This is a genomic window from Brevibacillus sp. FSL K6-0770, assembly GCF_038000275.1.
Classification (GTDB): Bacteria; Bacillota; Bacilli; order Brevibacillales; family Brevibacillaceae; genus Brevibacillus; species Brevibacillus parabrevis.
In genome coordinates this window covers 2,967,105-2,979,477 of the sequence record NZ_JBBOBQ010000001.1, presented here as the reverse complement: position 1 = coordinate 2,979,477, position 12,373 = coordinate 2,967,105, and the positions used below count along the sequence as shown (strand labels likewise).

The following is a 12,373-nucleotide window of genomic DNA, read 5'->3' as shown; positions in this document are numbered from 1 at the left end:
GATGAACGCTTGGTTCTCCCTCATGGAAAATACCTCCTTAGAAAAATAGCCCCCGAAGGGACTCAAGTTTATTGTATCAGGAATTGCAAGATGATTCCATTCCATGCATCCTGTGGAAAGTCGTCTTTACAAAAGCGTTTGTCTGTAAGGGACGAAGAAAGTCTCCTCGACTTCGGTTGCCGGCAATGGTCGGCTGAAGTAATAGCCTTGGATTTCCTTGCAAGCATTTTCCGTGAGAAAATCCAGTTGGCCCTTGGTTTCGATTCCTTCCGCGATGACGTCCATATTCAAATGCTTCGCCATCGAGATAATCGTGGCGACAATCGCCTGGTCGCTCGTATTTTGCGTGATGTCGGTAATGAACGAGCGATCGATCTTGAGTTTGTGAATCGGCAGCAATTTCAAATAGCTGAGGGAGCTGTATCCTGTTCCAAAGTCGTCCAGACTGATCTTGACGCCAAAGTCGTTCAGCTTGTTGAGAATTTCCGTGGACAAATCCGCGTCCATCATCATGCTCTCGGTAATTTCCAGCTCCAAATACTTCGCTTCCAGCCCGGTTTCCTGCAAAATATCGCGGATGTATTCCACCAGATTCGCTTGATGGAACTGGCGCGAGGACAAATTGACCGATACGGGAATCAGCGGGCCTCCTGCGGAATGCCACTTTTTCATTTGCTTGCATGCCTCTCTGAGCGTCCATGTCCCGATATCGTAAATCAGTCCGGTTTCTTCTGCCACTGGAATGAAGATGCCTGGCGACAGCATGCCCTTCGTCGGGTGATTCCAGCGAACCAACGCCTCTACCCCGATAATTTCATTGCTCGACGCACGTACTTGCGGCTGGTAGTACAAAATAAATTCATTTTGCTTGACGGCTTTGCGCAAATCGCTTTCCAGCTCGATCCGCAAGAGCAACTGGTTGTCCAGTTCATTCGAGAAAAACTGAAAGCCGTTTTTGCCGTTTTTCTTCACTTCGTACATGGCGGTGTCGGCATTTTTCAATAGCTGCTCCACGCCTGTTCCGTGATCGGGATAGACGGCGATCCCGATGCTGGCTGAGACGTAGTAATCATTGCTTTGCAGACGATACGGAATCTCGATCTCTTTGACGACTTGCGTAGCCAACTCGGCAAACGCCTGATCAGACTGCACATTTTTGCAAATCAGGGTGAACTCGTCTCCGCCCATCCGTGCGATGACAACGTCGAATCCTGCCGTGCTTTTGCGAATCCGGTTGCTCACCTCTTGCAAAAAGCGGTCTCCGTAGGTGTGTCCGAGAGAGTCATTGATCATTTTGAAGCGGTCGATATCCAGCACGAGAACAGCAAAACGGGAGTCGGCCTCCGCACTTTGGTCGATTGTTTCCTGGAGGGATTGGTGCAGCATTCTCCGGTTCGGCAATCCAGTCAAATCGTCATGGAGCGCCTGGTATTCAATAATGACTTTTGCCCGCTGTTCTTCCTCGCGCGTCTGTTTCTCATACGCTTCCAGCACGAGTTGTTGTTCAAAGCTGAGCAGCTTCGTCACCGCTTGTGCGAGGGCGGGGCAGTCGGGATGCGTGTCTTTCAAGTCATCGACGATTCGCAGCAAGGCACTGAGCAGATTTTGAAAAGATCCCATATACCACTTCGGCGGCAGCCCGATTTTTTGGTGAACCATGGCAATCCGCATCCGTTTTTCGATAAACGCCTCATCAATGTAGCCGTCGAACATCTCGATCAGATGGTTGGACAGCGTTTGACGAAGGCGGTTCACTGTCGTATGGCTGGTGATGATTTCTTTGAGCGAATCGACATGAAGGATCGCTTCATAAAAAGAAGCCGTGATGTGCTCAATTTGCGCCACGACCAAAGGACGCAGCCCTGCGATCAGCTCCAGGTCCCTTTGCGTCAAATTGATCATGTTCATTTGCGCCAAAACTTCTGGATTCCCCTCTAAAGAGATGCGGGAAAAATCGTCGTGTGAGAAATGCTCCATTCCACAAAACTCCTTTGCTGCCTGAACCATATCATTTCTGGACTCATGCCGTATTGTCTTGCCTATCTTTTCGACACCATTCAACAAATCCCTCCCGATTTCTTCCCATGTTTATCCATTCGTGGAACTAGATTGTTACAAAATGACAAAAATAAAAAGAAATCAGCAAAATGGCGTGCAGACTTCTTTTTAACGGGTTCCGTATGGGAGTAGAAAATTGAAATGAACAAATAAAAGAGCATGCTCTTTTCGTTTCTATATTCAAACAAATTCAGGGTATAATTGGAGCTGTAACGAACTCAATCATAAAATAAGCAATTTGGGTAACTGGTAGGCATGTAGTAATTACCTGCTTTACATTCAATTACTACTATATTAAAGGGGAAAATGTTCGTTGAGTACTAATCAAAAAGCGATCGAATGTCTAGAAAGACATGAATATGAAGAAGCCTTCAGACTTTTCCATGAAGCAGTAAGAGAATCACGTAATGTTCAGTCATTAAATAACCTTGCATGGATATATTTACATGAGGAGTGCGACAAGGAAACAGCCATGAAATTAATCAAAGAGGCTATTGCACTATCTCCCTCATCCCATTTCCCCTATAACATACTAGCGGAAATTTATATCGAAAAGGAAATGTGGAAACAAGCCTCAGATGTATTGTGCCAATCCATATTAATTCACCCCTCGAATGAAGCTTATAATAATTTGGCAGTTGCGAAATATCATCTTGGTCAGTTAGAAGAAGCTTCAGACTTTTTTCTTCAATGTTCAAGAAAATCCGATTACGCATTGTACAGCCATGTTAAATGCTTGAGTGAACTTGGGAGAAATGAAGAAGCGAAGAATAAATTAGACTCATTTTCTGAAGATGATGATGAATTTGTCGGAACTGTCGAAGTGGCCGAGTTATATCTTGAATTAAGTTGCTTTGAGGATTCTGTTCATTGGTTTGAAAAAGGTTGGAAAAACTATTGGAAAACACCAGACTGGGTTAGTCGGTATGTCTATGCATTGCTTAATACTAAAAATGCAACCCGCGCTCGTGACATCCTGAATGAAGTAATTCAACAAAAAGTTGAGGAAATAAAAGAAGCTTATGAAGATATATGTAACGAAGATTGGACCGAAAGTGATAAAGAAAAAAACATCAGGCAATTGATTGATGATAAAAAAGAATATGAGCAAATGTTTGAACAAATTTCATCTGGCTATATCCCCTCATTGAAATTTAATACTTCAATGAGCACGGGTTGTTACTTGTTCGGATGTAAACGACATAATCACCCAGAGTATCAAGAATAAATGAGCTACAATGTGGCAGCCCAATAACTGTTACTCATTTTAAATAGACTATATCCTCGATTGTGAATCGTTTATCTGTAATCCCTAGCCTTTGGGCGGGAGTAGCTTCGGTACGTTTTACTGGGTTTCTGTTTAAGAGGAGCTTCGTGAAAAAGGAAGAATACATGAATGATAATAGAGAAGGGAGATTACACCATGCCAGATGAGATCACCGTGCACCCCGTCGCTTGGCCACCTGCCCCGATCAAGACCGAGCGGCTCCTGCTCCGCCAGTCCGAGGCCCGGGACCGGGCGGCGCTGATCGACCTGTTCGCCTCACCAGAGGTGGGAGCCTATGTCGGCGGCTCCCGACCGCGCGACGAGCTTGAGCGCGCGCTGCCTGAAGTGCCTGGGCAGCGCTTCGGCTTCTTCGTGGTCGAGCGCAACGGAACAACGATTGGCATGATCACGCTCGATCGGCGCGCCCCGGAGCGTAAGGGTCACATCCGTCCAGAGGGCGGAGAGCCCGAGCTTGGCTACATGTTCTTGCCGCAAGCGTGGGGCCGCGGGTACGCCACCGAGGCGTGCGCAGCGGCGCTCGACTGGTTCGCCCACACGCATCCCGGCGAGCCGGTGGTGCTCTCCACCCAGACAGCCAACGAGGCTGCGATGCGCGTCGCGGCGAAGCTGGGGTTCACCGAGGTGGAGCGGTTCGAGGACTACGGCGCCGAACAGTGGCTCGGCGTGTGGTACCCGGGCACGCCGTCCGCTTGAGCTTATGCCGCGCCCGGCTTGCCCTGATCGAATGGCTCGCGTGTAGCTGCCACAAGGACAGCTCCTAGTTATTGTCTGGAAGTAACGGGCACGATTCCCAGATCCACTCCTGTTACCGCTGATCTTCCTTGTCCCTTTGCGCCCGTTTTTCCTTGAGAATGTTCTGCAACTGCTCAATTTCTTCATCCGACAGGCGAACGTCGTTTAAAAAATTGGTCATCATCGTTCCGACAGCTCCATTGAACACCCTTTTCAGAAACGACTCGCTCTCCACGCGCCTGCAGTCGCTTTCTTGAACGAGCGGATAGTACAAATAGCTGCGTCCCGATTTTTCGTAGCCGATGGCCTGCTTTTTCAGCAGCCGATTCAAAAAAGTGCGCACAGTTGGTTCGGTCCATTCGATATCGGCAGGCAAGCGTTCAATGATTTGCTCAGCCGTTGCGGGATGCTCCTGCCATATCACCTTCATGACTTCCCACTCAGCTTCCGAAATTTTAGGAATTGGATTCATGCTCTCACCTGTCTTTTCTTGTACGATCATAAAAGTCGTTCATAAGTAAATATTACGTTTGTAAAAATTTGCTGTCAACCAATCTCTTCCTTTTTTTATGAAGATGATTGTCAACAGCGCCGTCATCTACGATAATAAACAGCAAGAGTGTAAAAACACAGTTCCCGGTTGGTAGTCCGGGCGCAGAACATGCGCGCGTGTCTCTGTCAGTAACCTTCCCCCCTCGGGATGTCCGACACTCTTGAATTTTTCAGAGGGGGCGGTTTGGGTGAAACTAACCGTTTATTTCGATGGACAGTTTTGGGTTGGCGTGGTCGAGCATGTGGAAAATGCGCGGCTGACAGCATGCAGATTTCTGTTTGGTTCCGAGCCAAAAGACGGCGAGGTGCTTGACTTCGTCTTGCATCGTCTGTTGCCCGGACTGGATGACACAAGACAGTCCGTACAAGTAAAAGCAGCCGTTGCGACCAAGATCAACCCGAAGCGGCTGGCTCGTCAAGTGGCAAAAGAGCTGCGGCAAAAAGGAGCTTCCACCTTTGCCCAGGAAGCGATCAAGCTGGACTGGGAAGCGCGCAAGGTTGAGAAGAAAGTATTAAGTCGCAAGCAAAAGCTCGAGCTGCAAGAACAAAAGTGGCAGCAAAAAGTCCAGAAAGCAAAAGAAAAGCACAGAGGCAAATAATTTTCCCCTGCGCGCAGACTCACGCTCCTTTGCACGGAGCGTGAGTTTTTTTATTTCGTTTGGACGAGCTGCGGTTCAAGCGAGCTTCGGCCGTACGGATTGTAGCCGATCACAACGATTTTGTCATCTTCGGTCACGAGCACGTGATAGTGGGACCCCGGCCCCTCGATCGCGTAATCGTACGAAGAAGCTACCAGTCGGACAGGGCGGGGAACGCGTTTTTTGGCAAGCTCATTCCAGTCGTGCTCGTACAGCTCGCCATCCTTCGTTATTCTCAGTCTCCCACTTGCCAAGGCGATGTTTTCTTCAAGCTTTGGCAACACTGCAACCTTCCCCACTTTCCACTCGTCGCCATCGCGATCGACTTGGAATTGCAGCTCCGCAACCGCTCCCGAATCCGTCATCGCATAGACAGAAACATCTTCCGTCGTGTAGCGGACAAAATATTGCGGAGCCAATTCACGCACTCCTTTTACACCGGGCACTTTGACAAATGCTGGCTGCTTGGCTGTTTGCTCTGCATAAAGCACTTCCCCGGTTTTTGTTGTCGCGAGGAACGTATACGCGTTGGCGTACAGCTTGGTGATTTGCGAAATGACAGCCGGATCGATCTGAACGGCTTCTGCCTTGCCGATTTTGATGTTCGCAGGCTCGTAAATGCCGTGCTTTTCGACAAACTCGTGCTGCAACTCGACTGTGTACAGCCGATCGTCCGCTAAACGCACCAGCAATCGTCTTTCTCCTCCCACCACGTCTTTCGCAGGGGCAGACAAGGACAATTCCTGGCAGGTGGCAAAATCATCTGTCCACATCTGGACTTTCCCCGCTGTATCCACAGTTACCGCTGTATTCAAAATGCTGGTGATTGCCTGAATATTTTTGGGGCCTTGCACCTGATAAGGCACAAGCTTGTCGTTCATGCCCCAAAGCGTGCCATCTTTGCGGACAAAAAACGGCTTGCCCATGTCCGTGCTCACTTGCCGGACGTCTTTCAACTCCCCGATCTCCGTCCATTCCGTGAGCAGATGCGGCAATCTGCCCAGCTGTCCCGTCATGTTGCTGCCCCATGAATATACGTGTCCGGATTTTTGCAGGGCGATCACGTGATCTGTGCCTGCCTGAATGTCAACAATATCGCGCAAGCCTGCGATTTGCACAGGTACGTTTACGAGATTCGGCTGCTTTTCGCCAAGCATGCCGAGTGTGTTGTTTCCCCAGCCCCAGACCGTGCCGTCTTTTTTGCTGAACAAGTACATCCCTTCGCCACCCACTGCCATGTTGACAGCACCGTCGGCTTCGCGCGGAGCACGCGTCAGCTTGTTTTCATCCGGGTCAAACACGTGCACCTCGCCCGTTGTGGTTTGTATCAGCGCACGATCAGAGTAATCAAGCGCGATTTGCTTGACCGCCCCCGGGACATTCACCAACTGTGCAAGCTCGGCTTTCAGCTCCTGCCCCTGGCCGCTGACGTAGTACAGCTTGCCGTTTTGCTCCAACACAAACAAGGAAAAAGACGAACCGTATATATGCGTCACCTTGGCGAAAGCACCCAACTGGGCAGGCTTGCTCTCTCCTTGCATCCACGTCCACACGGTCCCATCGTCTTTGAGCAGTACGAGCACGCCTTCGTTTCCATTTAACTCACTGATCGACTGAATGTGATCCAACCCCGCCACTTTTTCCGGCTGTGCCATGTCGTTCAGCCGCCAGACCTGACCGTCTTTCGTCAGCGCATGGTCTCCGGAGATTTCTTTGACATTTTGCAATCCCGCGAGCTTTTGCGGAAAATCTGCGTCCTTTTCTCCCTGCACGCCCCAACCCCAGACGTTGCCCTGGTTGTCAAAAGCGTAGGAGATGCCAGGACGCCAGCCATACCCCGCTCCATCAAAAATGTTGTCCGTCGCAATTCTCTCCATGCCGGACAAGGCGGTCGCTTCTTGTAAAACCGCCGGAGAGCTTGCAGCCGGCTTTGCTTGCGCAGTCTTTTGCGCGATGTTGCCGCATGCCTTCATCGTTACTTCGCTGGCTTTGTCGGCTGCTGCACCACTGCCGCTGGCCTGTTTTTGCGCCGGAGTCGTTGGCGTGGCCGTTTGTTCTGCCTGCACGCTCCCAGAAGCAACGAGGACAAAAGTCAAACCGCTGCACGCCAGCACCTTGAGTTGATTCCGATTCCACACGTGCTCATGACACCACCATTATTTGGATTTATGGAGACAATACTTGGTTAGACGTTTACTGGCAAAAAAAGTAACGGTATCTTCCCGAACATTTTCCCATAAAAACCCCCTTTGGCTCCGTGGCGAAGCAAAGGGGGGGGATCGTCTTGCTTGCTAATTAATACGGCTCCGCAGCATGACCGTCTTCCTCGGCCTGGCGCACGCCAGCACCCGGATTCGTCGCTCCCATCGGCCCGCCGTGTCCGTTGTCGGCATTTTGACCACCCTGCTCGATGCCTCGCTTCAAGCGTGCGCCGTACTCCTCGTCACACTGGAAAAAGTAGTCGAGCATCTTTTCCTGAATGCGCCGATCACAGGACAACAAGGCATCGGTCAAATTGGCGATCAGATCGTCCTTTTCCCAGTCTTCCAGCAGCCGATAGCGCTCGCCAGCTTGTTTGAAATCGTTCGTGCGGTCAATTTTTTGCCGGACAATCTTTCCTGACACCGTCGGCTCATGGTCGGGAGCGCCCTGCTTTGCTTCATGCAGCCCGCCGAGCGTGGACGGCTCGTAATTGATATGCGGCTGTTGGCGGTCCACATGGTAGAGCATCTGGCCGCCTTCCTGATTGGTCGCAACGTGTTTTTTCGGAGCGTTGATCGGCAGCTGCAAGTAGTTGGCCCCTACCCGATAGCGCTGCGTGTCCGAGTAGGAAAACGTCCTGCCCTGAAGCAGCTTGTCATCCGAGAAGTCCAGACCGTCGACGAGCACGCCCGTCCCAAAAGACGCCTGCTCTACTTCCGCGAAATAGTTTTGCGGATTTTTGTTCAGCACCATTTTTCCCACAGGCAAAAACGGGAACTGATCCTCCGGCCACAGCTTTGTCGGATCGAGCGGGTCAAAATCCAGCTCGGGATGCTCGTCGTCGCTCATGATTTGCACGCACATTTCCCACTCCGGGTAGTTCCCTTGCTCAATCGCTTCATACAAGTCCTGTGTCGCGTGATTGAAGTTTTTCCCCTGTATTTCTTCTGCTTCCTTCTGCGTCAAGTTTTTGATTCCTTGCGAAAGCGGCTGCCAATGGTACTTGACCAAAACACCCTCGCCCGCCTGGTTGACCCATTTGTATGTATTGACGCCAGAGCCTTGCATTTGCCTGTAGTTCGCCGGGATGCCCCACGGTGAAAAGAGAAACGTAATCATGTGCATCGCTTCCGGCGTGTTGGAAATAAAGTCGAAAATCCGCTCCACATCCTGAATATTCGTCACCGGGTCTGGCTTGAAGGCGTGGACGAGGTCAGGGAATTTCATCGCATCGCGGATAAAAAATACTTTCAAATTGTTTCCGACCAAGTCCCAGTTGCCATCTTCCGTGTAAAACTTCACGGCAAACCCGCGCGGATCGCGCAATGTCTCTGGCGAGTGCGCACCGTGGATAACCGTGGAAAAGCGCACGAATACCGGAGTCTGCTTCCCGCGTTCCGCAAACAGCTTTGCTCTCGTGTACTTGGCGATCGGCTCATTCCCGACTGTCCCGTACGCTTCGAAGTATCCGTGCGCTCCGGCACCGCGCCCGTGCACGACACGCTCCGGGATTCTCTCCCGATCAAAATGCGTGATTTTTTCCAGAAAATCGTAGTTTTCCAGAACAGTAGGGCCGCGGTTCCCGACGGTTCGCATGTTTTGATTGTCGGTAATCGGATGACCTTGGCGGTTCGTAAGCAGCTCCTCTTCCGTTGCTTTGCCTGACGTGGCCTGGTTGTCTTTTTCCATGTTCATCCTCCCTGTCCAAATTCTCGCTCGTTCATGAGAATGGTTTCCGAACCAGGGAGTCTTTATGCGGGAACAAGCAGAGAAAAGCGGGAATTAACGGGAGGCTTCGTAGGCGAGATCGCTGCGTAACACGGGCACGGTCTGGGTGTGTTTCCATTGAGCAGCAAGGGTGACATCCTCTGTAAATCCCCTCGCGGCAAGCTCCCAGCCTGAGCCGCAGTCGTACAGCATGGCGACGGCAAAACGATCTTGCTCCCTTCTGGAAGCGTCATCAGACAGGACGGAGATAAAGAAAGCGGCTCGCCGCGTTTGCCCGCGAGCAAGGCGCCTTGCTTTTGCGCAAAAAAGGCCGCTGTCTCGTCTCTCGTGCGATACGGATAGACGACTCCGCCTCGCCCGCACACGATGTCGACGCAGGTCGTAAACGAAAGCACATCGATGATTACTAGAATATCAGAGTGGCCCGCCAGCTCCTCCACCCCGTCATATCCCCATTCGAAACGCGCCGAATAGTCTAATTGCTTGAATATGGAAGCTTCTTTCAACATTTCCACCGCTTTCTATCAGAAATGGTTACTCGTCCCATTACGTTCGCCGTTACAAAAGGAGACAAGACGTAATATTGTATATTGTCCCATCAGTTAAGATTGAAGAATGGAGTGATCTGGGATGTCTGAAATGGAGTTTGCAAGCACACACGACAGAGATGGAGGCCATCATCGCAGAACGACGGTGAGAACAACAGGTATTTTGCAAAACAACCTGAACGTTGCTCTTACCGCTCACATCGACTTGGTCAACCTCAACGACGAACCTGTAGAGGTGCGTGTGCAAGTATTGAACTGGGGCGATGCTGTCACACAAACCAATCCAGTAGGTACGCTTCTCGACGTAACACAAACCCTTGCAGCCAACACTCGTATTGCCTTGAACGCAACTGTTGTTGCGACCAACCACTACGAAGTGCGCCTGATTGTCGGCCGTAACGGCAACGCCGAGAATGTCCTTCTGACAACTTACGGACGTACGTCTGTCGGCGGCGGTCAAGTAGTTGGCTTGTCTGTGCTTCCTAGCCAGCTGCTTACTGTAGAAATCGACAGCCACTGTCTGTAATTGTCGCACCCTTTTCCCAAAGAACTATGGTAGTTGCCATAGTTCTTTTTTATTTTTCGATCCGTTTATACCAGTGCGGAGTGCGCCGTTCGAAAGCATCGTACTCTTCGACGATAAGATTGACCCGCGCGATCATGTCCGGCAGCTGCTCGGGCACAACTCGCTTGGTCCAGATGATGGAGGAGAAAACGGTCATTGCCGTATAGACGTTGAACAAGGTCCAAAATTCGTCCGGAATCTCCTGATGATTCCAATACCCGGCCAACTGACCGTTGCAAAACGGAACGCTCACTTCTTTGCTGAAAAAAACCAGCTTCACAAACTCGTGAACCGGATCGCCCCAATCGTAGCGATTAAAGTCGATCACCCCGGCATAAGTGCCATCGCGGACAATCAGGTTGCCGACATGGAAGTCGTCATGCAAAAACTGGTTCGGCCGTCCTTCCAGACAGGCCAAGTGCCGCTCAATGTAAGCCAAGATTTTGTCTCCGTACGGAAGCGGTGGCGAGAACGTTTGATACGCCTCGACGTACCTGCGATGCTTTTGCACGCATCGGTCTATCCAAGGCGGGATCGCCGCTGGAGCCGCAAGCTGATGCATGGCTGCCAAATCCTGCCCCGCCAAAAATCCTGTCTGCTGCTGTTCGCTTTCCGTGTAAAAAGGCAAGCGATCTCTGGCATCCTCGCCCTCGATGTAACTCACGAGCATGTAGCAAATCCCCAGCTCTTTTCGCACGCCAAAAGCAAGCGGCTTGGAAGCCCGGATCGGATACGACGCAAGCGACTGCAAGACAGCAAATTCCTGCGCTTTTTGCTCAGCCTGCTGCTCGCTTGCGACTCGGAGCACCACAGTACGCCCTTCTGGCAAATCGACACGGTATTTTTTGTCTGCGGAATGTCCTTTTTTGATTTCGTTCACGCTCACAGCCTGTTGCAGCAGCGGAACGGCCTTTTGCAGCGATTCCAACCATTCTTCCATCTTGTTCCCTCCCCGTTCTTGCTTGAAAGACAGCATTCTCGATTATACGGGAGAACAAGCGTGTATGGGTAGAGAAAAAAGACGCCGGGATGCATCTCCCAACGCCTTGTCTTTTCGTTATCGTTATCGGGCTGTCCAACCGCCGTCAATGACCAATTCTGTACCTGTTACGAAGCTGGATTCATCAGAAGCGAGATACAGGACACCATAAGCGATATCTTCCGGTTTGCCCAATCGCGGCAACGGCGTTCCCCTTTCAAACATTTGTCCAGCCCCGTGATCGAGCGTTTCCTGGATCATCGGCGTCACGATAATTCCCGGGTGAACGGAATTGACGCGGATGTTGTCTGGAGCCAGCTCGACAGCAGACGCTTTGGCAAGCGAGCGAAGCGCCCCTTTTGCCGCCGTATACGCATTCGTGTAGTTCAGGGCAACCAAGCCAGCGATGGACGAGATGTGAATGACCGAGCCGCCGCCCGCTTTCTTCATTTCCGGCACCGCGTATTTCATCCCGAGCATGCAGCCTGTCAAGTTGATGCTCATCACTTTGTTCCACTGCTCCACGTCGAACTGTTCCAGCTTTTGATCCGTACTGACGCCAGCGTTGTTGACCAGTACGTCTACTTTGCCAAAAGTGGCGACTGCTTTTTCCACGACCTGTGGCTCGAACACGACATGCCGTACACACCGAAATTCATGGCGACGAATTTGCTCGTCATGGCTACCAAAGGAGCGTATGTAAACAATCCGTTTCTGTAATTCGTTCCCGCAGACACAAAAAAGAAACTGCCCACTCAGGACAGTTTCTTTTATAAAGGAGGTTTACAGTTTTGTTACGTTCTCAGCTTGTGGGCCACGGTTGCCAGTTACGATGTTGAACTGAACGCGTTGACCTTCTTCCAAAGTTTTGAAGCCGTCACCTTGGATTGCGCTGTAGTGTACGAAAACGTCGTCTCCGCCTTCTACTTGAATAAAGCCATAACCTTTTTCTGCGTTAAACCATTTAACTGTTCCGTTCGATTGCATGTAAAAAAACCTCCAAAAGTCAATTTGAATATGCAGTCATATTTACCGAGGCAAATAAAGCTCACATATCATGAAGAAATACTCCAACATCTGATT

At 50.7% G+C, this 12,373-nt stretch carries 12 protein-coding genes; 4 read left to right on the top strand and 8 right to left on the bottom strand.

What is annotated here, in order from left to right:
* Positions 1 to 126: 126 nt before the first annotated feature.
* A complete protein-coding gene (locus tag NST23_RS14260) occupies positions 127 to 1,902 on the bottom strand; it encodes a putative bifunctional diguanylate cyclase/phosphodiesterase (RefSeq protein ID WP_233454177.1) in 1,776 nt (591 codons plus the stop codon).
* 469 nt (positions 1,903 to 2,371) lie between these two features.
* Between NST23_RS14260 and NST23_RS14255 the strand changes: the two genes are divergently transcribed.
* Positions 2,372 to 3,286, top strand: a complete 915-nt coding sequence (locus NST23_RS14255; protein WP_173599339.1) for a tetratricopeptide repeat protein — start codon at positions 2,372 to 2,374, stop codon at positions 3,284 to 3,286.
* A 195-nt stretch (positions 3,287 to 3,481) separates the two neighbouring features.
* On the top strand, positions 3,482 to 4,039 hold the full coding sequence (locus NST23_RS14250) for a GNAT family N-acetyltransferase (protein ID WP_122966839.1): 558 nt from the start codon (positions 3,482 to 3,484) through the stop codon (positions 4,037 to 4,039).
* 112 nt (positions 4,040 to 4,151) lie between these two features.
* On the opposite strand, the gene NST23_RS14245 is transcribed toward NST23_RS14250, so the two are convergent.
* Positions 4,152 to 4,550, bottom strand: coding sequence for a BlaI/MecI/CopY family transcriptional regulator (locus NST23_RS14245; RefSeq protein WP_122966840.1), 399 nt, complete (start codon positions 4,548 to 4,550; stop codon positions 4,152 to 4,154).
* A gap of 268 nt (positions 4,551 to 4,818) precedes the next feature.
* On the opposite strand from NST23_RS14245, the gene NST23_RS14240 reads away from it, so the two are divergent.
* The gene (locus NST23_RS14240; RefSeq protein WP_122966841.1) at positions 4,819 to 5,229 is read left to right on the top strand and encodes a YjdF family protein; all 411 of its coding nucleotides are present in this window, start codon (positions 4,819 to 4,821) and stop codon (positions 5,227 to 5,229) included.
* A 50-nt stretch (positions 5,230 to 5,279) separates the two neighbouring features.
* Here the strand turns inward: NST23_RS14240 and NST23_RS14235 are convergent, their stop codons facing one another.
* The 3 genes from NST23_RS14235 to NST23_RS14225 all read right to left on the bottom strand — a co-directional run bounded on the left by NST23_RS14235 (position 5,280) and on the right by NST23_RS14225 (position 9,707).
* Entirely contained in the window at positions 5,280 to 7,406 is a 2,127-nt protein-coding gene (locus NST23_RS14235; RefSeq protein WP_340963911.1) for an RCC1 domain-containing protein, read from the bottom strand.
* A gap of 157 nt (positions 7,407 to 7,563) precedes the next feature.
* Positions 7,564 to 9,159 carry a catalase gene (locus tag NST23_RS14230; protein WP_445662489.1) on the bottom strand — a complete coding sequence of 532 codons (1,596 nt, stop codon included), beginning with the start codon at positions 9,157 to 9,159 and terminating at the stop codon, positions 7,564 to 7,566.
* A 62-nt stretch (positions 9,160 to 9,221) separates the two neighbouring features.
* Positions 9,222 to 9,707: a hypothetical protein gene (locus NST23_RS14225; protein WP_328139540.1), complete on the bottom strand. Its 486-nt coding sequence runs from the start codon at positions 9,705 to 9,707 to the stop codon at positions 9,222 to 9,224.
* A 121-nt stretch (positions 9,708 to 9,828) separates the two neighbouring features.
* Here NST23_RS14225 and NST23_RS14220 point away from each other — a divergent pair, with 121 nt between their 5' ends.
* Positions 9,829 to 10,272, top strand: a complete 444-nt coding sequence (locus NST23_RS14220; RefSeq protein ID WP_122966843.1) for a hypothetical protein — start codon at positions 9,829 to 9,831, stop codon at positions 10,270 to 10,272.
* 49 nt (positions 10,273 to 10,321) lie between these two features.
* On the opposite strand, the gene NST23_RS14215 is transcribed toward NST23_RS14220, so the two are convergent.
* The 3 genes from NST23_RS14215 to NST23_RS14205 all read right to left on the bottom strand — a co-directional run bounded on the left by NST23_RS14215 (position 10,322) and on the right by NST23_RS14205 (position 12,277).
* Positions 10,322 to 11,251 carry a phosphotransferase family protein gene (locus tag NST23_RS14215; RefSeq protein ID WP_173599334.1) on the bottom strand — a complete coding sequence of 310 codons (930 nt, stop codon included), beginning with the start codon at positions 11,249 to 11,251 and terminating at the stop codon, positions 10,322 to 10,324.
* Positions 11,252 to 11,374: 123 nt separating this feature from the next.
* The gene (locus NST23_RS14210) at positions 11,375 to 11,923 is read right to left on the bottom strand and encodes an SDR family oxidoreductase (protein ID WP_280648848.1); all 549 of its coding nucleotides are present in this window, start codon (positions 11,921 to 11,923) and stop codon (positions 11,375 to 11,377) included.
* A gap of 150 nt (positions 11,924 to 12,073) precedes the next feature.
* A complete protein-coding gene (locus NST23_RS14205) occupies positions 12,074 to 12,277 on the bottom strand; it encodes a cold-shock protein (RefSeq protein WP_063231283.1) in 204 nt (67 codons plus the stop codon).
* Positions 12,278 to 12,373 lie beyond the last annotated feature (96 nt).

Bases quoted from the DNA above. Each gene is read 5' to 3' on its own strand.
- NST23_RS14225 (WP_328139540.1), bottom strand. From the start codon at position 9,707: ATGTTGAAAGAAGCTTCCATATTCAAGCAATTAGACTATTCGGCGCGT.
- NST23_RS14250 (WP_122966839.1), top strand. From the start codon at position 3,482: ATGCCAGATGAGATCACCGTGCACCCCGTCGCTTGGCCACCTGCCCCG.
- NST23_RS14215 (WP_173599334.1), bottom strand. From the start codon at position 11,251: ATGGAAGAATGGTTGGAATCGCTGCAAAAGGCCGTTCCGCTGCTGCAA.
- NST23_RS14260 (WP_233454177.1), bottom strand. From the start codon at position 1,902: ATGATCAATTTGACGCAAAGGGACCTGGAGCTGATCGCAGGGCTGCGT.
- NST23_RS14230 (WP_445662489.1), bottom strand. From the start codon at position 9,159: ATGGAAAAAGACAACCAGGCCACGTCAGGCAAAGCAACGGAAGAGGAG.
- NST23_RS14245 (WP_122966840.1), bottom strand. From the start codon at position 4,550: ATGAATCCAATTCCTAAAATTTCGGAAGCTGAGTGGGAAGTCATGAAG.
- NST23_RS14205 (WP_063231283.1), bottom strand. From the start codon at position 12,277: ATGCAATCGAACGGAACAGTTAAATGGTTTAACGCAGAAAAAGGTTAT.
- NST23_RS14220 (WP_122966843.1), top strand. From the start codon at position 9,829: ATGTCTGAAATGGAGTTTGCAAGCACACACGACAGAGATGGAGGCCAT.